A 24691-nucleotide genomic window follows, 5' to 3' on the forward strand; every position below is an offset into this window, starting at 1 on the left:
CGCTTCGCGGACCGGCGCGCCCTCGGGCCGGTCCGCGAAGCGGTGAGCAGGTCGTCAGGCCTTCTCGGTGACCCCGGCGGAGTCGAAGGTGGCTACATCGTGCATCGCGCGGGCCGCACTCTGCACCAGCGGCAGCGCCAGCAGGGCCCCGGTGCCCTCGCCGAGCCGCAGGTCGAGGTCGATCAGCGGACGCAGGCCCAGCTTCGCCAGCGCGGCCTGGTGACCGGGCTCGGCGGAGCGGTGGCCGGCGATGCAGGCGGCCAGCACCTCGGGCGCGATCGCCTTGGCGACCAGTGCGGCTGACCCGGCGATCACGCCGTCCAGCACCACCGGGGTGCGCAGCGAGGCGGCGCCCAGCAGGAAGCCCGCGATGGCCGCGTGCTCCAGGCCGCCGACGGCGGCGAGGACGCCGATCGGGTCGTTCGGGTCGGGCTGGTGCAGGGCCAGCGCGGCGCGGATGACCTCGACCTTGCGGGCGTGGGTCTCGTCGTCGATGCCGGTGCCGCGGCCGGTGACCTCGGCCGGGTCGAGGCCGGTGAACACCGAGATCAGGGCGGCCGAGGCGGTGGTGTTGGCGATGCCCATGTCGCCGGTGACCAGCGCCTTGTTGCCCGCCGCGACCAGGTCGCGGGCGGTCTCGATGCCGACCTCGATGGCCTGGAGGGTCTCCTCGCGGGTCATCGCCGGGCCCTGGGTCATGTCGGCGGTGCCGGGCTTGACCTTGCGCGGCAGCAGGCCGGTGGCGCGGCCCTGCTGGACGGCCTGCGGCAGCTCGGCGGCGACGCCGACGTCCACCACGCAGACCTCGGTGCCGATCTGCTTGGCGAAGGAGTTGATCACCGCTCCCCCGGCCAGGAAGTTGCCGACCATCTGGGCGGTCACCTCCTGCGGCCACGGGCTCACGCCCTGGGCGTGCACGCCGTGGTCACCCGCGAAGATCGCCACGCAGGCGGGCTCCGGGATCGGCGGCGGGCACTTGCGGGACAGCCCGCACAGCTGGGCGGAGATGATCTCCAGCATGCCGAGCGAGCCGGCCGGCTTGGTCATCCGCTTCTGGCGGTCCCAGGCCTCGCCGAGCGCCTTGGCGTCCAGCGGGCGGATCCCGCGCAGGGTCTCCGCGAGCAGGCTCTGCGGCTCCTCGCCGGGCAGCGCGCGGTTGCCGTACTGCTCCTCGTGGACGACCCAGGCGAGCGGACGCTTCTTGGCCCAGCCCTGCTGCTCCAGCTCCGGCTCGTCCGGGAAGGAGTCGACGAAGCCGACGCACAGGTAGGCGACGACCTCCAGGTGCTCGGGCAGGCCGAGCTCGCGGACCAGCTCCTCGTCGTCGAAGAAGCTCACCCAGCCGACGCCAAGGCCCTCGGCGCGGGCGGCCAGCCAGAGGTTCTCGACGGCCAGGGCGGCCGAGTACGGGGCCATCTGCGGCTGGGTGTGCCGGCCCAGGGTGTGGCGGCCGCCGCGGGTGCGGTCGGCGGTGACCACGATGTTCACCGGGGTCTCGAGGATGGCCTCGATCTTGATCTCGCGGAACTGCTTGGCCCGGCCCTTCGGCAGCGAGTCCGCGTACGCCTCGCGCTGGCGCTCGGCCAGGGCGTGCATCCGCTTGCGGGTCTTCGCCGAGCGGATCACCACGAAGTCCCAGGGCTGCGAGTAGCCGACGCTGGGCGCGGTGTGGGCGGCCTCCAGGACGCGGATCAGCACCTCGTGCGGGATCGGGTCCGGGCGGAAGCCGTTGCGGATGTCGCGGCGCTCGCGGATCACCTGGTGGACGGCGTCGCGGCCGGCCTCGTCGTAGCCGGGGGCGGCCGGGCCGCGGGGCTCGGCGGGCTCGGCGGACTGCTCGTCCTCGGCGGTGGTGGCCTCGGACGGCTCGACGGACTCCGCGGGCTGCTCGGGCTGCTGGTCGGCGGGCTGCTCGGCCTGGGCCTCGGACTGCGGTTCCTCGGCGGCGGGCGCCTCGGCGGCCGGGGTCTCGGACGGCTGCTCGGCCTGCTCGGCTGACTGTTCGGTGGCCTGCTCCGCGACCGGCTCGGCGGCGGTGGCCTCCTCCTGGACGGCCTCAGGAGCGGCGGCGATGGGCTCGGCCTGCGGCTCCTCGGCGGCGGGCGCCTCGACGGCCGGGGCTTCGGACGGCTGCTCGGCGGTCTCCACGGTCTCCGCGACCGGCTCGGTGGCGGCCTGCTGCTCCGTCTCCGCAGCGGCGGCCTCGGTGGGCTGCGCGGCGGCCTCGACCACGGCCTCAACGGGCTGCTCGCCGACCTGCTCCGCAGCGGCTTCGACGGCCTGCTCCGCGACCGGCTCGGCCGGGGCCTCGACGGGCTGCTCGGCCGGTACGGCCTCCGGCTGCGCCTGCTCGCCCTCGGCGGCCGGCTCCACGGCGACCGGCTCGGCGACGGCGGGCTCGGCGGCAACGGCCTCCTGGCCGGAGGCCTCCGGGCCGGCGTTGTCGGCGACGGCCTGGCCGGAGGGCATCTCACCGGTACCGGCGGCGGTCTCGGCGACCGCCTCGACCACGACGTCCTGGGCGGCCACGACGGGCTCCACGACCTCGACGGCCTGCTCCGCCGCCTGGTCCGCCTCGCCCTCCGGGGCCTGCTCGGCGGCCTGCGGCGCGTCGGCGGCCGCTATGGGGACGGCGGGCTGCTCCTGCGCCGCCTCCTCGGCCACCGGGGCCTGCTGGGCCGCCTCGACCTTGGGCAGGCCGTGCGGGGTCGGCGCGGCGAGGAAGGCGGAGATCCGGCGCGGCTGACCGGCCGGAGCGGCGCCCTCGGGCTGCTCGACGGGCGCGGTCCCCTCCGCCACGGCCTCGACGGCGACGGCCTCGGCCACCGCCGTCTCCACGGCGGCGGCGTCGACGACCACGGTCTCGACCGCGGCGCTCTCCACCGCGAACTCCTCGACGACCGCCTCGGCGACCGGCTGAGCGGCGGCATCCGCCGGGACCGGCTCGACCACGACGGCCTGAGCGGCCTCGGGAGCGGCCACGGCCTGCGCGGCCTCGGGGGCCGGCACGGCCTGGACGGCCTCCGGCATCTCGACGACCTCGACCACCTCGATCGCCCCGACCGTCTCGACGCCCATCAGCCCCTCGACCGGCTGCCCGGCCAGCGGCACCTGCTGGTACCCCTGACCCTGCGGCACCTGGTGGACCTCCGGCCCGCCCTCGACCGTGGTGGCCACCGGGGGCATCGGCGCGGCGGGCGCCATCGGGGCGGCCTGCGGCACGCCCTGCGGGACGGTGCCCTGGACCGGCGGGACGGCCTCGCCCATCGGCGGACGGCCGACGACCGGGATGCCGTGCGCGGGCGTGCCGCCCTGCGAGGGGCCGCGGTCGGCCAGCGAACGGACCGGCACCTGGCCGGTCATCAGCGACGGGTCCGGGATCGGCGGACCGGCGTGCAGCGGCCGGCGCGGCGGCTGAGCCTGCGTCACCGGCTGCTGGGCGTGCGGCTGTGCCTGGGCGGCCTGGACGTGTTGCTGGGTGTGCTCGCCGCCGAGCACCGGCGGGTCCACCGGAGGCCAGGACGGCTCGACCGGGGTGCCGTCCGGCTGCGGCGCGAACGGAGCCTGCTCGGCTCCCCAGGAACCCTGCGGGCCGGGCATCAGCAGGACGTCGTCCTCGTCGTCCAGTCCGTCCGGCTGGTCGACGAAGTGGAAGGCGGGGCGCGCCGCGCCCTGGTCCACGGCCCAACCCTCGCCCGGGACGGCCTGGGGCGGCACGCCGGGGACGGTGAAGTTCGGCTGGCCCTGCGGCGGGATCACGCCCGCGCCGGGGGGCATCGCGCCGGGCACCGCACCGGGCGGAGCCGCCGGGTGCGGGATCACGCCGCCGTCGGTCGCGACGCCGTGCAGGGGTGCAACGCCCGCGACGCCCTCCGGTCCGCCGAGCGGGTCGGGCCCGGCGTGCAGGTGCTCCGGCAGTCCCTCGCCCGGGACGTGGCCGCCATCGGTCATTGTCAAAGCTCCTTCCAGGCCGCTGCCGCGCCCTTCGGCGACGCGATCACCGACCGCAGCGCCCATCCGCACGGGCCGGACCTGCACCGACCCGCCCCTCAACCACACGTGGCCGCCGCGCCGTGGCGCTGCGGCCCAAGTCCTTCCGGCGCGCTGCGGCACCCCGGCCCGGGCACCGCCCCCGTGGACGGTGCACCATCTGAAACAACGACAACCCGGAGCAACCGGTACGACCGCACCGGACCCTACGGCATTCTCCAGGTCCGGCACCCGGCCCGTCGAATTGCCCACACTCCGAGCGGAACCGGGTTGCACCACGTCAAAAAGGTGACAAACCGACCGAATCGGGCAGGTCGCCGACGGCTGCAGCCGCCTGGGACGCCACATTACCGGCCCGGCGCGGCGACCTCTCGAATCGGTGTCCGGATGCGACCTGGATCACCGCCCGGCCGCCCACCGGCCCCGGCGCGCACCCGAGGCCTTCACACGATCTGCTCACCCCAGAGCAGCAACGCGCCGCCCGCGCCCGCCCCGAGCGACAGTCCGCCCACCTCCTCGGCGGCCCGCAGCGGGGTGGACTGCAGCAACGCGCCGTCCGCCCGGTAGCCGGCCCCGACGATGGCCCGGTGGATCTCCTCCGCCTCCGCGAAGGTCCGCGCCAGCGCCACGAAACGCTCCGGCTTGCGGGCCAGCACCGCCCGCACCACCTCGGGCCCGCCGGACTCCACCACCGCGGCGTCCGGCTCCGGCAGTCCGCCCAGCACCTCGGGGCCCTGCCCGTACACGGTCTCCACCTCGACCCCGTACCGGCGGGCGTTGACGGTCAGCCGGGCGCAGGCCGAGCGGGAGGCCTCGACCGCGACCACCGCGGCCCCGAACCGGGCCGCCTCCACCGCGAGCGCGCCGCTGCCCGCGCCGACCGACCAGACGAGGTCCCCCGGACGTGCACCCAGACGGGCCAGCACCAGGGCGCGCACGTGCGCGGGCAACGCCTCCGATGCGCCCGGCTCGCCCTCCGTGCGCCCGGCGCCCGCGTAGGCGTCGGCGGGGAGCGCCCAGCCGCGTTCCGCGCCGGGGTAGCCGACCGGGCGCCCCGCCAGCCAGCCGGCCGCCTCGCCGACCGCGCCGGCCTGGGCGCCGCCGCCGATCACCAGCACCACGTTGGGGTCGCGCCAGACGTGGTCGGCGATCCGGTCGGAGGTCAGGACGGTGACGTCCTCCTCCGGGGTGCCGAGGGCCTCGCAGACCACGAAGGTCCGGTGCACCCCGCGCAGCATCAGGGCGAGTTCGCCCGGGCCCGCGCCCGGGGCGGTGAGCACCGCGACCTTGGGGTGGGCCCGGCAGATGTTGGCCGCGCGGCGCAGCCGACCCCCGTGGGCGCTGACCACCTGGGCGTCCTCCCAGGGCATGCCGGCCCGGGCGAAGGCGGTGGCGACGGAGGAGACGGCGGGCAGGACTTCGAGTTCGAGGCCGTACTCGGGGCGGCGCAGGGTGCGCACCACGCCGAAGAAGCCCGGGTCGCCCTCGGCGACCACGACGGCGGCGCCGCGGTGCTCGGCGATCGTACGGGCGGCCTGCTGGATGTTGCCGAGGGTGATCCGCTCGGCGTCCTCCGGCACCGGAAGGGCGTCCAGTTGGTAGGGCGCTCCGGCCACCAGGGTCGCCGCGGCGAGGGCCGCACCGGCGGCCTCGGTCAGCGGCGTACCGTCCCACCCGATGACCGTGATCCGGTCAGCCATCTGCGGCCGTTCTCCCTCGACTCGGTGCGGCACCCACGTGTACGGCGCCGGTGGAGAGGCTACCGGGTGCGACCGCCCGGAGGCCGACATCTCGCACACATGTCCGCGCCGGGCGGCTGGCCGGACGGTCGCTCAGTCGTGCAGCACGTAGCGGTGGTCGCCGTGCCAGCCGTCGCGGTGCAGTTCGGGCGACTCCAGGTCCTCCGGGAGCAGGCTCCACAGGATCAGGTCACTGCGGCTCTCTCCCCCGGCCCGGCGGCCGGGAGGTGCCCCCACCACTCCCTCGCCGGACTCGCCGCGCACTATCCAGGCGCTGCGCAGCACGCCCTCGCTGATGCCGCCGATCTTCTGGGCGACCTGCTGGGCGGCGGTGTTCCCGGCGGCGGTGCGCATCTCCAGGCGCAGGAAGCCGCGGTCCTCGAACAGCCACTGGGCGACGCCGAGGACGGCCTCCGGGGCGTAGCCCTCGCCGCGGGCCCAGGGGGCGGTGACGTAGGAGATCTCGGTGCTGCGCAGCCGCCAGTCGGTGTTGCGCAGTTCGACCAGGCCGACCAGGCGCTGGGTGAGGTGCTCGGTGACGGCGAAGACGATGCCGCGCCCGTCGGCGCGGTGGGCGGGGGCGAGGGTGCGGGCGAGTTCGGCAGCGTAGCCCTCGGTGAAGGGGTGCGGGAGGTCCGTCCAGGCGAGGACGAGGTCGTCGGCCATCATGGTGGCCAGGCCGGGGGCGTCGTCCTCCGCAAGGGGACGCAGCAGCAGCCGTTCGGTGCTGATGGCGGTCTCGGGGAAGCTCGCTGCCATGCCGTCTCTCCTCGCCGGGTCGTGAACACAACACCGTACGCCTCCGGCGTGCGCCGGGTACCACTCGGTGCGCCGCCCGCACGACGGTACGTCAGAACCCGGTCTGCCGTGGTGTCCCTGGTGCATACTGCCCGACCGGACCCCCGCCGAAGTGCGGCGGGGGCCCGGTCGGGCGCGACGGGGTACGTCCGTACGACGATCAGAAGGCCGGGACGACCGAACCCTGGAAGGTGTCGTCGATGTACTTCTTGACCTCGTCGGAGTGCAGCAGCTCGGCCAGCTTCTTCACCCGCGGGTCGTTCTCCTTGCCCTTCTTGACGGCGAGGATGTTGGCGTACGGGTTGCCCTCGGCCTTCTCCAGCACCAGGGCGTCGGTGGCCGGCTTCAGGCCGGAGTCGAGCGCGTAGTTGCCGTTGATCACCGCGGCGTCGAGGTCGGCGATGGAGCGGGGCAGCTGGGCGGCCTCCAGCTCCTTCCACTTGAGGTTCTTCGGGTTGCCCGTCACGTCCGCCGGGGTGGCGGCGGTGCCGGCGCCCTCCTTGAGGGTGATCAGCTTGTTGTCGGCGAGCAGCTTGAGCGCGCGGCCCTCGTTGGTGGCGTCGTTCGGCAGGCCGATGGTGGCGCCGGACGGCAGGTCGTTGATCGACTTGACCTTCTTGGAGTAGACGCCCAGCGGCTCCAGGTGGACGGTCCCGACCGAGACGATGTCCGTGCCGTTCTTCTTGTTGAAGTCATCCAGGTACGGGACGTGCTGGAAGTAGTTGGCGTCGGCCGAACCGTCCTGCACCGCCGTGTTGGGGGTCACGTAGTCGGTGACCTCCTTGATGTCGAGCTTGAGGCCCGCCTTCGCCGCGAGGTTGTCGTTGACGAACTTGAGGATCTGCCCGTGCGGGGTGGGGCTGGCGACGACCTTCAGCGGCGCGTTCGGGTCCGTGGAGGACGAGCCCGAGCTGCCGCAGGCGGCCAGCGACAGGGCGAGGCCGGCGGTGGCGAGGACACTGGTGAACTTCACAACGTTGCGCACGAAAAGTGCCTTTCTGCGTGATGCGGGGAGCCGCGTCCGGAGGTCGGACGAGGGAGGTCTAGGAGGCGACGAGGTCCTCGTCGGGGGCCGGGGCGGAGGCGCGCGGGCGGAGCAGGCGGGTTCGTCCGCCGCCGCGGCCCCGGTTGGCCAGCCGTCGCACGGCGAGGTCGCCGGCCAGCTGGATCACGGTGACGATGACCGCGATCTCGGCCACGATGATCCACATGAAGGTGGTCTCGAAGCGCAGGTAGCCGTACCGGTAGGCGAGGTCGCCGAGGCCGCCGCCGCCGACCGTGCCGGCCATCGCCGAGTAGCCGATCAGTGCGATGACCGTGGTGGTGACGGAGGCCACGATGCCGGGCAGGGCCTCGGGGACGAGCGTCTTGCGCACCAGCGTCCAGGTGCTGCCGCCCATCGCCTGGACCGCCTCGATCAGACCGCGGTCGACCTCACGGACGGAGGTCTCGACCAGCCGGGCGAAGAAGGGGATCGCACCGACGGTCAGCGGCACGGTCGCGGCCTGCCAGCCCAGGGAGTTGCCGGTCAGCCACCGGGTGAAGGAGATCAGCGCGATCATCAGGATGATGAACGGCAACGAGCGGGCGAGGTTCACGATCGCGCCCAGCACCTTGTTCACCGGCTGGTTCTGCAGCGCCCCGCCCTTGGAGGTGAGCACCAGCAGCACGCCGATGGGCAGTCCGAGCAGGACGGTGCAGACCGTCGCGAGCCCGACCATCTGGAAGGTCTCCTGGGTGGCGGGCCACATCAGCTCCTGCATCTGGTCCCAGCTCAGGCCACTCATGCCGCCGCTCCGTTCGCCGTGCCGATCACGTCCACCTGGAGGCCCTGCTCGCGCAGGTAGCCGATCGGCACCACGTTGTCCTGGTGCCCGCCGGGCAGCTCGACCCGCATCCGGCCGACCATCCGGCCGGCGATGGTCTCCACGGCGGCGCCGAGGATGTTGATGTCGATCTGGTAGGTGCGGGCCAGCTGGGAGACGAACGGCTGGGCCGGGGTGTCGCCCTGGAAGGTGATCTCCAGGACGGTGGTGCCGGGGTGGCCGGTGCCGAACTCGCTGAGCGGGAACAGCTCCCGGGCCAGCTCCGAGCCGGGCTCGGCCAGCAGGTCGGTCAGCTCGCCGGACTCCACCACCCGGCCGCCGCGCATCAGGGCGGCGGAGTCGCAGACGGACTTGATGACGTCCATCTCGTGGGTGATCAGCAGGACCGTCAGGCCCAGCTGCTGGTTGAGGTCGCGCAGCAGCTTGAGGATCGAGCGGGTGGTCTCCGGGTCGAGCGCCGAGGTGGCCTCGTCGGAGAGCAGCACCTTGGGGTCGCCGGCCAGGGCGCGGGCGATGCCCACCCGCTGCTTCTGGCCGCCGGAGAGCTGGTTGGGGTAGCTGCGGGCCTTGTCACCGAGGCCGACCAGGTCCAGCAGTTCGGCGGCCTTGCGGCGACGCTGGGTGCGGTCCAGGCCGATGATCTCCAGCGGCAGTTCGACGTTCTGCTGCACCGTGCGGGAGGAGAGCAGGTTGAAGTGCTGGAAGACCATGCCGATCCGGCGGCGCGCCTCGCGCAGGTCCTTGCCGGCCCGGTTCTCGCCGCCGGACAGCGCGGTGAGCTCGACCCCGTCCACGGTGACCGTGCCGGAGGTCGGTCGCTCCAGCATGTTCACGCAGCGGATGAGGGTGGACTTTCCGGCACCGCTGGTGCCGACGACTCCGTAGACCTCGCCCGGGCGGACGTGCAGGTCGACGCCGGCGAGGGCGGTCACCTCGCGGCCTCGGGAACGGTAGACCTTGGTCAGGTCCGTGGTGGTGATCACAGCGGCTTCCGTGGGTCGGGGGCGGGCGGCGGTGTCGACCGGCCGACCGGGGTGCGGTCGGCGGTGTCCTACGACGCCTCACCAGGGGGATCCGGAGTGGCCAACCCCTTGCTCGTGGCCGTCGAACGACCGGGCCGCGCGACGGCGTGGCCCTGACGAGTCACCGACGAGCCGCCGGTGGACGGGCACGCCGGAGGGGAGGGTTCCGGGAGGACGGCGCGCTCACACGGGCGGGAGCGGCGCCGGAGTCTCGCTTCGGGGCGCGAGGGGGGAGGCACCCTCGACGGGGTGCCCGGGGGCGGTGGCCCTCAGCAGTGACACATTCGACGGCACATGGCACGCTCACCTGCCGGCAGCGTGCCGGTGGGGGTCCAGTTCGTCGTCGCAGTCATGTGAGCCAGTAAAACAGATGAGTCGAATTGCACCCAACTGTTCGACGGCGAATGTCCGCATTGCGGACACCTGCCGCTCTGACCTGGGGTGACACGATTCGACGCCGCCACCGGGGCGTCCGAATGGTGGCGGCGTCGAGGAAGCCCGGGACGGGCGCGGCTCAGGCGGTCGCGGCGAGCGGGGTCGCGACCGGCTTCTCCAGGTGCACGAAGCTCAGTCGGCTGCTGACCTGCTCGACGGCGGTCTGCCGGTAGCCCTGGCGGGCGTACAGCCGCAGGTTGCCGAGGCTGCGGTGGCCGGTGAACAGCCGGTAGGCCGTCACCGGGCGGTCGCCCTCGGCCATCCGGCGCTCCAGCGCCTCCAGGAGCCGGCCGCCCAGGCCGTGCCGCTGCATCCGGGGGTGGACCACCAGACGCCCTATCCGGCCGATGCCCCCGGCGTCGACGTGGCCGCGGACGGCGCCCACCACCTCGTCGCCCAGGCGGGCGACGAGGACGTGCTGCTCGGCCAGTTCGGTGCGGAGGCTCTCCAGGCTCTGTGTCAGGGGCTCGATCGCCCAGTCGCCGTACAGCTCCGCCTCGGGCTGGTAGCCCAGGTACTGGAGCTTGAGGATCTGCTCCGCATCCTCGGCCGCAGCGGCCGAGATGATCACGCTCATGCCCATGTGGAGGGGCCTCCCCAGTCGTCGTGCCCGGCGCGCAGAGGGTGGCGCGCTCACGCTCAGTATCCGAGCGTATGCGCCACCGTCAAGAGTGGCGTTCGCCAGCGTGCTACCCGGGTGTCAGGTTCTCTCAACCTTCGGAGGGGCAGACGTGGCAAGGGTCACGCCGCGGTGGGGGTGGGGGCGCGGTGGCCCCGCGGGGTGGCCGCGGGGGCGGGGAGGCGGTCACGGAGCGCGAGTGGAGCCGGGCGGGCGAGGTCAGGGGTAGCGCTCGGCGTGGAGGAGCAGGCGCAGGCAGGCCAGGCAGCGGGAGCGGGTGGGGCCGATGGAGCCGCGCGGCATGCCGAGGCGCTCGGAGAGCTCCCGGTAGGTGGGTGGCGGGTCCTCGGCGAGGGCGGCGATCAGCTGGGGGCAGCGGCCTGGCAGGGCGGCGACGGTCTCACGGACCACGCGGCGGCGGTGTTCGGCGAGGTAGACGTCCTCGGCGGACGGGACGGGCGGAAGGGCGGTGCACACACCGTGCATGACGGGCCCGGGCGGGGCCGGTTACGCCCGGACCGGGGCGCACACGCGGGAGGGGCGCGCCGGTCGACCCGCCGCGCCCCTCCTCCGCAATCCCCAGGGATCAGCCCTGGGCGACCCACTCCTGCTGCCGCGCCAGGTCCGCCTTCACCTCGGCGAGCTGGACCGCGACGGCCGAGGGGGCGGTGCCGCCGCGCCCGTTGCGGGCGGCGATGGCGCCGTGCACGCTGAGCACCGAGCGGACCTCGGGGATCAGGTGCTCGGAGATCGAGGCGAACTGCTCGTCCGTCAGGTCCCCCAGCTCGATGCCCTCGGCCTCGCAGACCTTGACGCAGGCTCCGGCGACCTCGTGCGCGACCCGGAACGGCACACCCTGCTTGACCAGCCACTCGGCGATGTCGGTGGCGAGCGAGAAGCCGGCCGGGGCCAGTTCCTCCAACCGCTCCCGGTGCACGGTGAGGGTCGCCATCATCCCGGTGAACGCGGGCAGCAGCACCTCCAGCGTGTCGCAGGAGTCGAAGACCGGCTCCTTGTCCTCCTGGAGGTCCCGGTTGTAGGCGAGCGGCAGCGCCTTGAGGGTGGCCAGCAGGCCGGTGAGGTTGCCGATCAGGCGGCCGGACTTGCCGCGGGCGAGCTCGGCGATGTCCGGGTTCTTCTTCTGCGGCATGATCGAGGAGCCGGTGGAGAAGGCGTCGTGCAGGGTGATGAAGCCGAACTCCTTGGTGTTCCAGATGATCACCTCCTCCGCGATCCGGGAGAGGTTGACGCCGATCATCGCGGTGACGAAGGCGAACTCGGCGACGAAGTCGCGCGAGGCGGTGCCGTCGATGGAGTTGCCGACCGAGCCGCCCTCGAAGCCGAGGTCGGCGGCGACGGCCTGCGGATCCAGGCCGAGCGATGAGCCGGCGAGCGCGCCGGAGCCGTACGGGGAGACGGCGGTGCGGGCGTCCCACTGGCGCAGCCGCTCGGCGTCCCGGCCGAGGGCCTGCACGTGCGCGAGGACGTGGTGGGCGAAGAGCACCGGCTGGGCGTGCTGGAGGTGCGTGCGGCCCGGCATCGCGGTGTCCGGGTGCGCCTCGGCGAGGCCGACCAGGGCGTGCTGGAGGTCGAGCAGCAGGCCGCCGATGGTCCTTGCGTGGTCCCGCAGGTACATCCGGAACAGGGTGGCGATCTGGTCGTTGCGCGAGCGCCCGGCCCGCAGCTTGCCGCCGAGGTCGGCGCCGAGGCGCTCCAGCAGGCCGCGCTCCAGGGCGGTGTGGACGTCCTCGTCGGCGACGGTGCCGACGAAGGTGCCCGCCTGGACGTCGGCGAGCAGCTGGTCGAGGCCGGCCAGCATGCCGGCCAGCTCCTCGTCGGAGAGCAGGCCGGCCTTGTGCAGCACCCGGGCGTGGGCCTTGGAGCCGGCGATGTCGTACGGCGCGAGGCGCCAGTCGAAGTGGACGGAGGCCGAGAGCCTGGCCAGCGCCTCGGACGGGCCGTCGGCGAAGCGCGCGCCCCAGAGGCGGACGTCGGAGGACTGCTGGGCGGTCATCGCGGTGGCTCCTTACACTTGTGCAGCGGGTGGCATAAGTATGCATGACGCCGTATGAAACACAAAACCCCTGCCGCGGGGCTCCCGCAGCAGGGGTTCGGGTCGGACGGTTGCTACTGCGCCTTGGCCTGGGCGAGTTGCATGAGGTGGTCGGCCAGCGCCTGGCCGCCGGCGGGGTCGCGGCTGATCAGCAGCACGGTGTCGTCACCCGCGATGGTGCCGATGATCTCGAACACCTCGGCCTGGTCGATCGCCGAGGCGAGGAACTGCGCGGCCCCGGGCGGGGTGCGCAGCACGACCAGGTTGCCCGAGGCCGTGGCGGAGACCATGAGCTCGCCGGCCAGCCGGGCCATCCGGCCCTCGCTGGCCGACTCCCCCATCGGCGCGCGCGGCGTGCGGTCGCCGCCCTCGGCCGGGACGGCGTAGATCAGTGCGCCGTCCCGGTTGCGGATCTTGACCGCGCCCAGCTCGTCCAGGTCCCGGGAGAGGGTGGCCTGGGTGACCACGAGTCCGTCGTCGGCGAGCAGCTTGGCGAGCTGGCTCTGCGAACGCACGGGCTGGCGGGTGAGCAGGTCCACGATCCGCCGGTGGCGCGCGGTGCGGGTCTGCGGGACCTGCGGCGTCGGGCCGGCGGCGGACGAGCCGGAGCGGGAATCGGTCATGTGATTATTCTCCCGGACGGCGGTCAACTCGCATCGGCCGGGGCGCTCTCGCGCACCGTCCGGAGGATGCCCGGCAGCTCGGCGAGGAAGGCGTCCGCCTCCTGCTCGGTGAGCACCAGCGGCGGCGCCAGCCGTACGGCGTCCGGGACGGCCGCGTTGACCAGGAAGCCCGCCTGCTGGGCGGCAGCCTGGATCCGGGCGGAGACCGGCCGGGTGAGCACGATGCCGAGCAGCAGTCCGGACCCGCGCACGTGGGAGACCAGCGGGTCGCCGATCGCCTCGATGCCGTGCCGCAGCCGGTCGCCGATCTTGCGGGCGTGCTCCAGCAGGCCCTCGGACTCGATGGTGTCCAGCACCGCGAGTCCGGCCGCGGCGGCCACCGGGTTGCCGCCGAAGGTGGTGCCGTGCTGGCCCGGGGTGAGCAGCTCGGCGGCCTCGCCGAAGGCCAGCACCGCTCCCATCGGCAGGCCGCCGCCGAGCGCCTTGGCCAGGGTGACCACGTCCGGCTCGATGCCCTCGAAGGCCTGGTGGGCGAACCAGTGCCCGGTGCGGCCGATGCCGGTCTGGATCTCGTCCAGGACCAGCAGGGTGCCGGTGGCCCGGGTGATCGCGCGGGCGGCCGCCAGGTAGCCGTCGGGCAGCGGGATCGCGCCGTTCTCGCCCTGGACCGGTTCCAGGAAGACGGCGGCGGTCTCGGTGGTGACGGCGGCGCGCAGCGCCTCCACGTCACCGAACGGGACGTGGGTGACGTCGCCGGGCAGCGGGCGGAAGGGGTCCTGCTTGGCGGGCTGGCCGGTGAGCGCGAGCGCGCCCATGGTCCGGCCGTGGAAACCGCCCTGGAGGGCGACCAGGTGGGTGCGGCCGGTGCGCCGGCTGATCTTGAAGGCGGCCTCGTTGGCCTCGGCGCCGGAGTTGCAGAAGAACACCCGGCCGCCCTCCCGGCCGTCCAGCCGGAGCAGCCGCTCTGCGAGGGCGATGGTCGGCTCGGCCATGAACAGGTTGGAGACGTGGCCGAGGGTGGCGATCTGCTTGCTGACGGCCTCGACGACCGCCGGGTGGGCGGTGCCGAGGGCGTTGACGGCGATGCCGCCGAGCAGGTCGGTGTACTCCTTGCCGTCGGCGTCCCAGAGCTTGACGCCCTCGCCGCGCACCAGCGGGATCCGCGGCGTGCCGTAGTTGTCGGTGAAGGTGTGCTGCCACCGGTCGGTGAGCTGCTCGTTGTGCGTCATGCCAGTCCCCCGGTCACGGTCGGTTCGTCGTCCGGCACGACCATCGTGCCGATGCCCTCGTCGGTGAAGATCTCCAGCAGCAGGCTGTGCTGCACCCGGCCGTCCAGCACGCGGGCGGTGCCCACGCCGGAGCGGACGGCGCGCAGGCAGCCCTCCATCTTGGGGAGCATGCCGCTGGCCAGACCGGGCAGCAGCGCCTCCAGTTCGCTGGCGTTGAGCTGGCTGATCACGTCGTCGGAGCTCGGCCAGTCCTTGTACAGGCCCTCGACGTCGGTCAGCACCGCCAGCATCTCGGCGCCGAGGGCGACCGCCAGGGCGGAGGCCGCGGTGTCGGCGTTGATGTTGTAGACGTGGCCGTCGGCGCCGCGGGCGATCGAGGAGATGACCGGGATCCGGCCGTCGGCGATCAGCGCCTTCACCGCGCCCGCCTCGATGTTGACGATGTCGCCGACCAGGCCGATGTCGACCTGCTCGCCGTCGACCACGGCGTAGCGCTTGACGGCCGTCATGGTGTGGGCGTCCTCGCCGGTCATGCCGACGGCGAACGGACCGTGCTCGTTGAGCAGGCCGACCAGCTCGCGCTGGACCTGGCCGGCGAGCACCATCCGGACCACGTCCATGGTCTCGGGGGTGGTCACGCGCAGGCCGTTGGTGAAGTTGGACTCCAGGCCGAGCTTGTCCAGCTGGGCGCTGATCTGCGGGCCGCCGCCGTGCACCACGACGGGGTGGAGTCCGGCGTAGCGGAGGAAGACGACGTCCTGGGCGAAGGCCGCCTTGAGGCTCTGGTCGACCATGGCGTTGCCACCGAACTTGATCACGATGGTCTTGCCGTGGAAGCGCTCCAGCCAGGGCAGCGCCTCGATCAGCGTCATGGCCTTGGGCAACGCGGTGTTGTTGCGGGCCTGTTCGCCCTTGGGTGCGATCTGCACGGGATTCCCTCGTCGGAACGGATGTCGCGGATCAGCGGGCCCGCGGGCCGGTGGATCAGTGGACCGGCGGATCAGTGGCTCAGCAGCTAGGCGGATCAGCTGGAGTAGGCGCTGTTCTCGTGGACGTAGTCGGCCGTGAGGTCGTTGGTCCACAGCGAGGCGCTCGCCGTACCGGCGTTGAGGTGCGCGGTGATGACGACGTCGCGGGCCTTCATGTCCACCAGCTCGCGGTCCTCGCCCACGCCGCCGTCCTTGCAGACCCAGACGCCGTTGATGGCCACGTCGAGCCGGTCGGGGTCGAAGGCGGCGCTGGTGGTGCCGATCGCGGACAGCACCCGGCCCCAGTTGGGGTCCTCGCCGTGGATGGCGCACTTGAGCAGGTTGTTGCGGCTGATCGTGCGGGCGACCTCGACGGCCTCGTCCTCGGTGGCGGCGCCGGTGACGTCGATCCGGATGTCCTTGCTGGCGCCCTCGGCGTCGCCGATCAGCTGGCGGGCCAGGTCGGCGCTGACGGTGCGGACGGCCTCGGCGAACTCGGCCCTGTCCGGGGTGATACCGGTGGCGCCGGAGGCGAGCAGCAGCACGGTGTCGTTGGTCGACATGCAGCCGTCGGAGTCGATCCGGTCGAAGGTGGTGCGGGTGGCGCCGCGCAGCGCCGCGTCCAGGTCGGCGGCGTCCAGGTCGGCGTCGGTGGTGAGCACGACCAGCATGGTGGCCAGGCTGGGGGCGAGCATGCCCGCGCCCTTGGCCATGCCGCCGACCGTCCAGCCGGCCGGGCTGGTGAACCGGGCGGTCTTGTGGACGGTGTCGGTGGTCTTGATGGCGATCGCGGCGGCCTCGCCGCCGGTCTCGCTGAGCTGCCCGGCGGCCAGGGTGACGCCGGGCAGCAGGACGTCCATCGGTAGCCGGACGCCGATCAGGCCGGTGGAGGCGACGGCGACCTCGCCGGCGCTGAGCCCCAGCTCCGCGGCGACGTGCTCCGCGGTGGCGTGGGTGTCCTGGAAGCCGGCCGGGCCGGTGCAGGCGTTGGCGCCACCGGAGTTGAGGACGACGGCGGAGACCCGACCGCCCTTGAGGACCTGCTGGGACCAGAGCACGGGCGCGGCCTTGACCCGGTTGGCGGTGAAGACGCCGGCCGCGGCGAACGAGGGGCCGTCGTTGACCACCAGGGCGAGGTCCGGAGTGCCGGAGGCCTTGATGCCCGCGGTCACGCCGGCGGCGCGGAAGCCCTTGGCGGCGGTCACGCCGGTGTTCGGGGTGGTCACGGTGCGACTCCGTTCAGGGGAAGACCCAGCTCCTCGGGAAGGCCGAGGGCGATGTTCATGCTCTGCACCGCGCCGCCCGCGGTGCCCTTGACGAGGTTGTCGATCGCGCTGATCGCGATGATCCGCCCGGCGGTGGCGTCCAGGGCGACCTGGACCAGGGCGGTGTTGGCGCCGTAGACGCTGCTGGTCTGCGGCCACTGCCCCTCGGGCAGCAGGTGGACGAAGGGCTCGTCCTGGTAGGCCTCGGCGTAGGCGGCGCGCAGGCTCTCGGCGCTCACGCCCGGCTTCGCCTTGGCGGAGCAGGTGGCGAGGATGCCGCGCGGCATCGGGACGAGGGTGGGGGTGAAGGAGACCGTCACCGGCTCGCCGGCGACCGGGGTGAGGTTCTGCGCCATCTCCGGGGTGTGCCGGTGGACGCCGCCGACGCCGTACGGGCTGACACTGCCCATGACCTCGCTGCCGAGCAGGTGGGTCTTGGCGGCCTTGCCCGCGCCGGAGGTGCCGGACGCGGCGACCACCACGGCCTCCGGCTCGGCGAGCCGGGACGCGTACGCCGGGAAGAGCGCCAGGGAGACGGCCGTCGGGTAGCAGCCGGGCACGGCGATCCGGTTGCTGCCCTTCAACGCGTTGCGGTGGCCGGGGAGTTCGGGCAGGCCGTAGGGCCAGGTGCCGGCGTGGGCGGTGCCGTAGAACTGCTCCCAGTCGGTGGCGGCCTTGAGCCGGAAGTCGGCGCCGCAGTCGATCACCAGGACGTTCTGGCCGAGCGCCTCGGCGACGGCGGCGGACTGGCCGTGCGGCAGCGCCAGGAACACCACGTCGTGGTCGGCCAGCACCTCGGGGGTGGTGGCTTCGAGGACGCGGTCGGCCAGCGGGATCAGGTGCGGCTGCAGCGCGCCCAGTCTGGTGCCCGCGTTCGAGCCGCCGGTCAGCGCCCCGATCTCCACCTCGGGGTGGCCGAGCAGCAGGCGCAGCACCTCGCCACCCGCGTATCCGCTCGCGCCGGCGACGGCGACTCGCAATGCCATGGCGTTCCTCCTTCGTCGTGGCATGAATATACGCGGGAGGGAAAATCCATGCAAGACTGGACGGAGTCCGGGCGGGCGCGACGGGTTCGGGGATCGACGTGGTCGTCGCGGACGGGCCCCGGGTGGAGGCGGCGCCCCACTGAGCGTTACCGCTTGACCGCGCGCAGCACGACGAACTTGGGGTTCCCGGCGACGAGTTGGCAGTTGCCGAAGAGCTTGCGCAGCTTGACGTGGTACCCGAGGTGCCGGTTGCCGACCACCCAGAGCTCGCCGCCGGGCCGCAGCGCCCGCCGGGCACCGGTGAACATCCGCCAGGCGGTGGCGTCGGTGGTGGCCTGGTGGGAGTGGAACGGCGGGTTGTTGAGCACCAGGTCCACCGAGCCGGCGGCGAACACCGCCGGGTCGAGCGCGTCGGCGGTGCGGAACTCGGCCGGCACGTCCGGGCCCAGGTTGGTGCGGAAGGTCTCCTCGGCGGAGGCCACCGCCTGGTGGGACTCGTCCACGAACACCAGCTCGGCGCCCGGCCCGGCCAGCGCGGCGGCCGTACCGACCACGCCGTTGCCGCAGCCGAGGTCGACCACCCGGTCGCCGGGGGCGGGGGTGGGCAGGTGGGCCAGGAAGAAGCGGGTGCCGATGTCGAGCCGCTCGGCGCAGAAGGTGCCCGCATGGTTGACCACCGTACGGCCGGCGGCGGGGCCGATGTCCGGCGGCAGCGCGTAGCGGTGCGGCCACGGACTGGGGCCGGGGTCGAGCGCCGGGTCGGGGGTGCAGAAGACCAGCCGGGCCTTGCGGACAGCCAGCGAGGTGCGGGTCGGGCCGAGGACCTTCTCGAACAGCTGGAGGGTGGAGGTGTGGATCTCGGTCACCATGCCGGTGCCGACCACGACCGTGCCGGGGTGGATCGCCGGGGCCAGCCGGTGCAGCTGGTCCTCCAACAGGGCCAGGCTCTTGGGGACGCGCACCAGCAGGACGTCGATCCGCTCCGGCGGGGTGTCCCGGGTGGTGCGCAGCCGGGCCTCGTCGGCGGCGGCGCCGGCCCGGGCGAGGTTCTCCCGGGTGGCCTGCCGGCCGAGGTGGGAGTCGGTGATCTGGACCGGTTCGTACGGCGCCAGCGCGGTGGTGAGCGCGCCCCAGCGGTCGCCGAGGACGGTGATCCGGCGACCGGCCAGCTCGGTGGCGACGCCGTCGGCGCTGTCGGCCTCGCCGGCGAGGTGGCGCAGCAGGTACTCGTCGGCGGCGTCCCAGGCCCGCAGCCGCTCGCGCGGGTCCGCCGGGAAACGGGTCAGGTCGAGGGTGCCCCAGGGCGTGGCGAACGAGGTGGCCGGCGCGGACGCGGCGGGCGTGGTCTGCGGATTCATCGTGTTCTCAGGCTATCCGAAGCCCGCCGGGGAACGGTTCGGGCAGATACTGGAAGTGCCCGACCGAGAGGGGTGAGGGCGATGGACTGGAAGCTCGAAGTCGTGGTGGTCCCGGTGGCCGACGTCGACCGCTCGAAGCTGTTCTACGAGGAGCAGGCCGGCTTCACGGTGGACCACGACACCCGGCTGCGCGACGGGGTCCGGGTGGTGCAGATGACTCCCCCGGGTTCGCGCTGCTCGATCGTGGTGGGCACCGGGGTGATCGACTCGGCGCCCGGCTCGGTGAAGGGGCTCCAGTTGGTGGTGGCCGACATAGAGAAGGCGCACGCGGAGCTGGCGGCGCGCGGCGTCGAGGTCAGCCCGGTCCAGCACTTCGTGGCGGGAGCACGAGTGAACGGGCACGGCGAGGACTGGAACAACTTCGTGTTCTTCAACGACCCGGACGGCAACGGCTGGGCGGTCCAGGAGGCGCCCACGGCGGCGTAGTCGCGGCTCGGCATGACGTACGGCGCGGCTCGGGACGGGGCTTGGGTAGGCTCCGGGAATGGCTGAACACGAGGGAAGCGTGCGGGTGGACGTCTGGATCTGGTCCGTCCGGCTGGCCAGGACGCGCTCGCTGGCCGCGGCCGCCTGCAAGGCCGGGCACGTGCGGGTGAACGGCGAGCGGGCCAAGCCGGCGCAGACGCTCAAGCCCGGGGACGAGGTCCGGGTCCGCGAGGAGGGCTACGAGCGGGTCGTCGAGGTGCGGAAACTGATCCGCAAGCGGGTCGGCGCCCCGGTCGCGGCGGAGTGCCTGGTCGACAACAGCCCGCCGCGACCGCCGCGCGAGTTCACGGCACCGGCCTTCGAGCGGGATCGCGGCGCGGGGCGCCCGACCAAGCGGGAGCGCCGTGACCTGGACCAGCTGCGCGGACGGTAGTCGGCGGTCGCGCTACGCGGCCGTGTCGGTGAGCACCCGGGCCAGGAAGGCGTCGAGGTTGAGCACCGTACGGGCGACCTGGTCCTCCAGCGGCAGCGACTCGTTGGGCCGGGTGACCAGGGTGGACGTCTTCAGCCCGCGGACGTAGAGCGAACAGGCCAGGTCGGCGCAGATGTACGTGCCGACGGTGTTGCCCTCGCGCCCGGAGGCCCCGGCCCGGCGGGCGGCCGGCAGCGCGACGCCCGACCCGGCGTGCGCGCTGATGCACAGCGAGCACACGTTGGTCTTGGTCAGGCTGCGCCGGACCATCGGCGACCGCAGCGTCACCCCGACCAGCTCGCCCCCGTACGGCGCCACCAGGTACGCCCGGTCGGGCGCGCCCTGGTCCCGCCAGCCGAGGAAGTCCAGGCTCTCCCACGGCAGTTCGGCCAGGCCCCGGGGCAGGTTGAGCCGACGGGCCTCGCCCTTGGAGCAGTTGACGAAGGACGCGCGGATCTCTGGGTCGCCGAGGGGTTCCATGACGCGGAAGCTAACACCGCCCGCCCGGCACCGTCGCGTCATTTTCTCCCGGTACGCACCGGATGGGCGGTCTGCAGGGCGAGCCGCCCGGCCGCGGTCTGCCTCGGCCGGTCCCGGCGCCGGAGGGGGCGCCGGGACCCGCCGTCGGGTCACGCCTTGGTTCGGTCAGTCACGCCTTGATGGCGACGCCCGCGTAGGCGGAGACGTCCTGCCAGCCCTCCGGCAGCTCGGCCGTGCGGATGTGGCCCGCGGTGGGGCGCCAGAGCGGCAGTTGGACGAGCCCCGGTCCGACGAACTCGAAGTCGCCGAAGAAGGGTTCGACGCCCGCCCGCGGCCTCAGCACCAGCGGGGCGCTGGCGCTCCTGTAGATCCGGGCGCCCTCGGCGGCGCTCTCGCGGGAGGCGAAGTCGGGGCTGCCGTGGGAGAGGATCAGGGCGCTGCCGGGGGCGAGCGCTTCGCGCAGGGTGCGGACGATCCGCTCGGCGCCCTCCTCGTCGCGGATGAAGTGCAGCACGGCGACCAGCATCAGCGCGACGGGCCGGGAGAGGTCGACGGCGGCGGCCAGCGCCGGGTGGCGGAGGATGGCCTCCGGGTCGCGCAGGTCGGCCTCGATCACCGAGGTGTGCCCGGTCGGGCGGCCGGCCAGCAGGGCGCGGGCGTGGGTGGCGACGATCGGGTCGTTGTCCACGTAGACCACCCGGGCGTCCGGAGCGACCCGCCGGGCGACCTCGCTGGTGGAGCCCACGGCCGGGATCCCGGTGCCGATGTCGACGAACTGGCGGATCCCCCGGCCCGCCGCGAACTCGACGGCCCGGCCCAGGAACTGCCGGTTGGTGCGGGCCAGCAGCGGCAGCGCCGGGTAGGCGGCTATCGCGGCCTGGGCGGCCCTGCGATCCGCCTCGAAGTTGTCCTTGCCGCCCAGGTAGTAGTCGTACATCCGGGCGGTGTGCGGGACGCCGGTGTCGAGCTCGCTCGGCGGCTGCCAGTCGTCGGCTCTGGCCCACTCCCATCCGGTGCGGGCGTCCCGGTCGACGGCCGCGGTGTCCTCGTGCATCATGTTCCGCCCCCAATGCGCAATGCCGGAATGTGCCTACTGCCCCGTAACACGCGGTGCGCCGTGATCGTATCCAACGGCACGCCATGGAAACAGCGGGAGTTCAGGTTTACGCAACACCCCGAAAGGGAGTGTGTGCACGTCAAAGATAGTGCGGACGGCGGCGCCGGATCGCCCGGGGAGGCCGCCCTCTCTATGCTGGCTGCCGATGACTGCCGACCGCCGCACCGTACTGCGCACCGCTGCCAAGCTGGCCGCCCTGTCCGCCTCCGCGGGGCTCCTCACGTCCTGCGGCAGCGGCACGCCCCGCCGCGCCGAGCCCGGGGCGGCGCTCGCCGCGCACCCCGGCAGTGTCGACCCCCAGCACACCACCGACCCGGCCTGGAAAGGCGGTGAGGGTCCCGACTCCCCCGCCCCGGCCACCCCGGCGCCCACCGCCACGGCCGTCCCGACCGCCGCCCAGCCGTCCACCCCGCCGACCCCGCCCGTGCTGGCGCCGCTGGCGGCCGGCACGCCGTACGAGGTGGTGCACGGGCCGCGCACCGGCAAGAACGTGGCGCTCACCTGCCACGGTAGCGGCGACCCGACGCTCGCCACCGCCCTGCTGGAGGCCGCCGAGCGGCGCGGAGCCAAGCTGACCGTGATGGCGGTCGGCAGCTGGCTGGACCAGCAGCCGCAGATGGCCCGGCGGATCCTGGACGCCGGCCACGAGCTGGGCAACCACACCCAGAACCACCTCGACATCTCCGCGATGACCCCGGATCAGGCCCGCGCCGAGATCGCCCAGTGCGCCGACCGGCTGAAGGCGCTGACCGGCTCGATCGGCCGCTGGTTCCGCCCCTCCGCCGCGCAGTACGCCACCTCGATGGTGACCCAGCAGGCCAGGGCCGTCGGCTACGAGCACGTGCTGTCCTTCGACGTCGACCCGCGCGACTACACCGACCCGACCGCCGCCGAGTTGCAGCGCCGGGTGCTGGGCGCGGTGCGCGGCGGCTCGGTGGTGGCCCTGCACATGGGCCACCAGTGCACCATCGACGCGCTGCCGGCCATCCTGGACGGGCTGGCCAAGGCGGGGCTCAAGCCGGTCACCGCCAGCCAGCTGTGCGCCTGACCGGCTGACCGGCTGACCGGTCCCATCCGCGCCGGTGGACCGGACCGGTCAGGCCATCGGATCGTCGTCCTTGTACGGGCGCAGCCGCAGCGTCCGGGCGTCCTTCGCCCGGATCTCGTCGGCCCGCTGGACCAGCTCCTCCAGGTCGTCCCGTCCGGCGTGGACGAACCGCCCGTGCAGCGCGTCGAAGCGGCCGCGGGCGGCGTCCACGATGACCGCGACCACGTACGGGACGGAGTCCCAGGTCTTCCTGTCCCGGAACATCGGCATCCCGGCGGTCATGTCGGTGGCCACCGCACCGGGGCTGACGTCGAGCACCACGACGTGGTGCCGGGCCAGCGAGTCCGCGATGTTGTCGGAGAGCTGGAGCAGCGCGCCCTTGGAGGTCGCGTACGCCGTGTAGTCGCCGTTCGGGCGCAGCGCGAATCCGGTGTTGAGGTTGACCACCCGGCCGCCGCGGCGGGCGACCATGCCGGGCAGGACGCAGCGCAGCAGGTTGTAGGGGCCGCGCAGGTTGGTCTCGATCACCTGCCACCACTGGTTGGGGTCGGTCTCCCACAGTGGCACCTCGGCGCCGTCGACCGAGCCCGCGTTGTTGACCAGCAGGTCGATCGGGCCGAGGTCGCGTTCGATCAGGCGGACGGCCTCGCGCACCGAGCCGTGGCGGCAGACGTCGGCGGTGACGGCGACGCCCCGGGAGCCGTGCCTGACGCACTCCTTGAGGGTGGTGGTCAGCGTGTCGTGGGTGCGGCCGACCAGGCCGACGGCCATGCCCTCGGCGGCCAGCCCGATGGCGATCTCCCGGCCGATGCCCCTGCCGGCGCCGGTGACCAGGGCGACCTGCCCTGTAAGCGTTCCCGTCGGCACCACGTGCTCCCTTCCCGTCCCCGGCCCCCGCTTGCGGCATTCTGTCGGGCGCGCAGGGGCCACGGCCCCCGGGCACACCCGCGCGCGGCGCGGCCTCACCCGTTCGGAGGGCCCGTCCGCGCGAGCCCCGCGCCGGGCGGCGCGCCGGCACCGCGCCGGGGAGGGGGTGACCTACTCGCCGGTACGGAGTAGTAACGTCGTCGAGGCGGTGACCGGTGCACCCATTCCGGTACACCGACCCGTTGACCAGCAGCTCGCTGGGCCACCAGTTCGCTGGGCGACCCCCAGCACCACCGAAGGGCAACTGAGTGAGTGACATCGCGCGCGTCGGAGTAGTCGGCTGCGGCCTGATGGGGTCGGGCATCGCCGAGGTCTTCGCCCGGGCCGGCCTGGACGTCATGGTGTCGGAGGCCAGCGGTGAGGCGCTGGAGTTCGGCCGCACCCGGCTGACCAACTCCCTTGAGACGGCGGTCAAGCGCGGCAAGCTGACCCCGGAGCAGCGGGACGAGGCGCTGTCCCGGCTGTCCTTCACCGTCGAGCTGTCCGACTTCGCCGACCGCGACCTGGTGGTCGAGGCGGTCGCCGAGCGCGAGGACATCAAGGTCAGGATCTTCGAGACCCTGGACCGGGTGATCGAGCGCCGCGACGCGATCCTGGCCTCCAACACCTCCTCGATCCCGATCGTGAAGCTGGCCGCCGCCACCTCCCGCCCGGAGCAGGTCATCGGCCTGCACTTCTTCAACCCGGCGCCGGTGCAGAAGCTGGTCGAGGTCATCCCGACCCTGACCACCTCGGCCACCACCACCGAGCGGGTCGAGGCCTTCGCCTCCCAGGTGCTCGCCAAGGAGCCGATCCGCGCCCGTGACCGGGCCGGCTTCGTGGTGAACGCGCTGCTCGTGCCGTACCTGCTCTCCGCGGTGCGGATGTTCGAGTCGGGCGTGGCCACCGCCTCCGACATCGACAAGGGCATGGAGGCCGGCTGCGCCCACCCGATGGGCCCGCTGCGGCTGTGCGACCTGATCGGCCTGGACACCATCGTCTCGATCGCCGAGTCGATGTACGACGAGTACAAGGAGCCGCTGTACGCCGCTCCGCCGCTGCTGTCCCGGATGGTCGACGCCGGTCTGCTGGGCCGCAAGTCCGGCCGCGGCTTCTACGACTACACCGCGAGCGCCTGAGCCTCGACGACGGGGGCGGGGGGGGCCCCCCGGGGGGGGGGGGGGGGCCCCCCCCGGGGGGGGCCCGCCCCCGCGGGATTTAGCCCGCCCGCCGCCCCGGCCGCCGCGGGCCGGGGGGGGGGGGGTTGGGGC

The 24691-nt window shown here is 73.6% G+C and carries 22 protein-coding genes; 4 read left to right on the plus strand and 18 right to left on the minus strand.

Annotation, left to right across the window (positions count from 1 at the left end):
* Window positions 1-54: 54 nt before the first annotated feature.
* From cobT to ACH4J0_RS18270, 15 genes are all read right to left on the minus strand, one after another.
* Window positions 55-3951, minus strand: a complete 3897-nt coding sequence (gene cobT, locus ACH4J0_RS18200; RefSeq protein WP_396241185.1) for a nicotinate-nucleotide--dimethylbenzimidazole phosphoribosyltransferase — start codon at window positions 3949-3951, stop codon at window positions 55-57.
* Between the two features lie 482 nt (window positions 3952-4433).
* Window positions 4434-5690, minus strand: coding sequence for a precorrin-6y C5,15-methyltransferase (decarboxylating) subunit CbiE (gene cbiE, locus ACH4J0_RS18205; RefSeq protein ID WP_396241187.1), 1257 nt, complete (start codon window positions 5688-5690; stop codon window positions 4434-4436).
* A 132-nt stretch (window positions 5691-5822) separates the two neighbouring features.
* On the minus strand, window positions 5823-6488 hold the full coding sequence (locus ACH4J0_RS18210) for a GNAT family N-acetyltransferase (RefSeq protein ID WP_396241189.1): 666 nt from the start codon (window positions 6486-6488) through the stop codon (window positions 5823-5825).
* Window positions 6489-6687: 199 nt separating this feature from the next.
* Window positions 6688-7512: a MetQ/NlpA family ABC transporter substrate-binding protein gene (locus tag ACH4J0_RS18215; RefSeq protein ID WP_396241191.1), complete on the minus strand. Its 825-nt coding sequence runs from the start codon at window positions 7510-7512 to the stop codon at window positions 6688-6690.
* Window positions 7513-7570: 58 nt separating this feature from the next.
* A complete protein-coding gene (locus ACH4J0_RS18220; RefSeq protein ID WP_396241416.1) occupies window positions 7571-8305 on the minus strand; it encodes a methionine ABC transporter permease in 735 nt (244 codons plus the stop codon).
* A 5-nt stretch (window positions 8306-8310) separates the two neighbouring features.
* Window positions 8311-9336 carry a methionine ABC transporter ATP-binding protein gene (locus ACH4J0_RS18225; RefSeq protein WP_030286283.1) on the minus strand — a complete coding sequence of 342 codons (1026 nt, stop codon included), beginning with the start codon at window positions 9334-9336 and terminating at the stop codon, window positions 8311-8313.
* A gap of 553 nt (window positions 9337-9889) precedes the next feature.
* Complete coding sequence (locus ACH4J0_RS18230) at window positions 9890-10393, minus strand: GNAT family N-acetyltransferase (RefSeq protein WP_396241193.1); 504 nt, start codon at window positions 10391-10393, stop codon at window positions 9890-9892.
* A gap of 255 nt (window positions 10394-10648) precedes the next feature.
* A complete protein-coding gene (locus ACH4J0_RS18235; protein ID WP_396241195.1) occupies window positions 10649-10906 on the minus strand; it encodes a hypothetical protein in 258 nt (85 codons plus the stop codon).
* Between the two features lie 109 nt (window positions 10907-11015).
* Entirely contained in the window at window positions 11016-12443 is a 1428-nt protein-coding gene (gene argH / locus ACH4J0_RS18240) for an argininosuccinate lyase (protein WP_396241197.1), read from the minus strand.
* Window positions 12444-12556: 113 nt separating this feature from the next.
* Window positions 12557-13105 carry an arginine repressor gene (locus ACH4J0_RS18245; protein ID WP_350741532.1) on the minus strand — a complete coding sequence of 183 codons (549 nt, stop codon included), beginning with the start codon at window positions 13103-13105 and terminating at the stop codon, window positions 12557-12559.
* 23 nt (window positions 13106-13128) lie between these two features.
* Window positions 13129-14334, minus strand: coding sequence for an acetylornithine transaminase (locus ACH4J0_RS18250; protein WP_396241199.1), 1206 nt, complete (start codon window positions 14332-14334; stop codon window positions 13129-13131).
* Window positions 14331-15206, minus strand: coding sequence for an acetylglutamate kinase (gene argB / locus ACH4J0_RS18255; protein WP_396241418.1), 876 nt, complete (start codon window positions 15204-15206; stop codon window positions 14331-14333). The genes ACH4J0_RS18250 and argB overlap by 4 nt, the downstream gene beginning before the upstream one ends.
* A gap of 152 nt (window positions 15207-15358) precedes the next feature.
* Complete coding sequence (gene argJ / locus ACH4J0_RS18260) at window positions 15359-16507, minus strand: bifunctional glutamate N-acetyltransferase/amino-acid acetyltransferase ArgJ (protein WP_396241420.1); 1149 nt, start codon at window positions 16505-16507, stop codon at window positions 15359-15361.
* A 17-nt stretch (window positions 16508-16524) separates the two neighbouring features.
* Window positions 16525-17553 (minus strand): N-acetyl-gamma-glutamyl-phosphate reductase, encoded by a 1029-nt coding sequence (gene argC, locus ACH4J0_RS18265; RefSeq protein ID WP_396241200.1) that lies wholly within the window; start codon window positions 17551-17553, stop codon window positions 16525-16527.
* A gap of 146 nt (window positions 17554-17699) precedes the next feature.
* Complete coding sequence (locus tag ACH4J0_RS18270) at window positions 17700-18911, minus strand: methyltransferase (protein ID WP_396241202.1); 1212 nt, start codon at window positions 18909-18911, stop codon at window positions 17700-17702.
* 81 nt (window positions 18912-18992) lie between these two features.
* Between ACH4J0_RS18270 and ACH4J0_RS18275 the strand changes: the two genes are divergently transcribed.
* The gene (locus ACH4J0_RS18275; protein ID WP_396241204.1) at window positions 18993-19397 is read left to right on the plus strand and encodes a VOC family protein; all 405 of its coding nucleotides are present in this window, start codon (window positions 18993-18995) and stop codon (window positions 19395-19397) included.
* 58 nt (window positions 19398-19455) lie between these two features.
* Window positions 19456-19830: an RNA-binding S4 domain-containing protein gene (locus tag ACH4J0_RS18280; protein WP_396241206.1), complete on the plus strand. Its 375-nt coding sequence runs from the start codon at window positions 19456-19458 to the stop codon at window positions 19828-19830.
* Window positions 19831-19842: 12 nt separating this feature from the next.
* Here ACH4J0_RS18280 and ACH4J0_RS18285 read toward each other — a convergent pair whose 3' ends face one another.
* Complete coding sequence (locus tag ACH4J0_RS18285; protein ID WP_396241208.1) at window positions 19843-20349, minus strand: FBP domain-containing protein; 507 nt, start codon at window positions 20347-20349, stop codon at window positions 19843-19845.
* A 169-nt stretch (window positions 20350-20518) separates the two neighbouring features.
* Complete coding sequence (locus tag ACH4J0_RS18290) at window positions 20519-21406, minus strand: SAM-dependent methyltransferase (protein ID WP_396241210.1); 888 nt, start codon at window positions 21404-21406, stop codon at window positions 20519-20521.
* Between the two features lie 205 nt (window positions 21407-21611).
* Here ACH4J0_RS18290 and ACH4J0_RS18295 point away from each other — a divergent pair, with 205 nt between their 5' ends.
* A complete protein-coding gene (locus tag ACH4J0_RS18295; RefSeq protein ID WP_396241212.1) occupies window positions 21612-22514 on the plus strand; it encodes a polysaccharide deacetylase family protein in 903 nt (300 codons plus the stop codon).
* Window positions 22515-22562: 48 nt separating this feature from the next.
* Here ACH4J0_RS18295 and ACH4J0_RS18300 read toward each other — a convergent pair whose 3' ends face one another.
* On the minus strand, window positions 22563-23381 hold the full coding sequence (locus ACH4J0_RS18300; RefSeq protein WP_396241214.1) for an SDR family NAD(P)-dependent oxidoreductase: 819 nt from the start codon (window positions 23379-23381) through the stop codon (window positions 22563-22565).
* 308 nt (window positions 23382-23689) lie between these two features.
* Between ACH4J0_RS18300 and ACH4J0_RS18305 the strand changes: the two genes are divergently transcribed.
* Window positions 23690-24559: a 3-hydroxybutyryl-CoA dehydrogenase gene (locus ACH4J0_RS18305; RefSeq protein WP_396241216.1), complete on the plus strand. Its 870-nt coding sequence runs from the start codon at window positions 23690-23692 to the stop codon at window positions 24557-24559.
* The last annotated feature ends 132 nt before the right edge of the window (window positions 24560-24691 follow it).

The organism is Kitasatospora sp. NPDC017646 (assembly GCF_044329365.1).
In the GTDB taxonomy this organism is placed as follows: Bacteria; Actinomycetota; Actinomycetes; order Streptomycetales; family Streptomycetaceae; genus Kitasatospora.

Excerpts from the sequence above, each read along its gene's own strand:
- cobT (WP_396241185.1), bottom strand. The coding sequence starts at position 3,951 with ATGACCGATGGCGGCCACGTCCCGGGCGAGGGACTGCCGGAGCACCTG.
- cbiE (WP_396241187.1), bottom strand. The coding sequence starts at position 5,690 with ATGGCTGACCGGATCACGGTCATCGGGTGGGACGGTACGCCGCTGACC.
- ACH4J0_RS18210 (WP_396241189.1), bottom strand. The coding sequence starts at position 6,488 with ATGGCAGCGAGCTTCCCCGAGACCGCCATCAGCACCGAACGGCTGCTG.
- ACH4J0_RS18230 (WP_396241193.1), bottom strand. The coding sequence starts at position 10,393 with ATGGGCATGAGCGTGATCATCTCGGCCGCTGCGGCCGAGGATGCGGAG.
- argH (WP_396241197.1), bottom strand. The coding sequence starts at position 12,443 with ATGACCGCCCAGCAGTCCTCCGACGTCCGCCTCTGGGGCGCGCGCTTC.
- ACH4J0_RS18245 (WP_350741532.1), bottom strand. The coding sequence starts at position 13,105 with ATGACCGATTCCCGCTCCGGCTCGTCCGCCGCCGGCCCGACGCCGCAG.
- ACH4J0_RS18250 (WP_396241199.1), bottom strand. The coding sequence starts at position 14,334 with ATGACGCACAACGAGCAGCTCACCGACCGGTGGCAGCACACCTTCACC.
- argB (WP_396241418.1), bottom strand. The coding sequence starts at position 15,206 with ATGACGCTGATCGAGGCGCTGCCCTGGCTGGAGCGCTTCCACGGCAAG.
- argC (WP_396241200.1), bottom strand. The coding sequence starts at position 17,553 with ATGGCATTGCGAGTCGCCGTCGCCGGCGCGAGCGGATACGCGGGTGGC.
- ACH4J0_RS18270 (WP_396241202.1), bottom strand. The coding sequence starts at position 18,911 with ATGAATCCGCAGACCACGCCCGCCGCGTCCGCGCCGGCCACCTCGTTC.
- ACH4J0_RS18275 (WP_396241204.1), top strand. The coding sequence starts at position 18,993 with ATGGACTGGAAGCTCGAAGTCGTGGTGGTCCCGGTGGCCGACGTCGAC.
- ACH4J0_RS18280 (WP_396241206.1), top strand. The coding sequence starts at position 19,456 with ATGGCTGAACACGAGGGAAGCGTGCGGGTGGACGTCTGGATCTGGTCC.
- ACH4J0_RS18285 (WP_396241208.1), bottom strand. The coding sequence starts at position 20,349 with ATGGAACCCCTCGGCGACCCAGAGATCCGCGCGTCCTTCGTCAACTGC.
- ACH4J0_RS18290 (WP_396241210.1), bottom strand. The coding sequence starts at position 21,406 with ATGATGCACGAGGACACCGCGGCCGTCGACCGGGACGCCCGCACCGGA.
- ACH4J0_RS18295 (WP_396241212.1), top strand. The coding sequence starts at position 21,612 with ATGACTGCCGACCGCCGCACCGTACTGCGCACCGCTGCCAAGCTGGCC.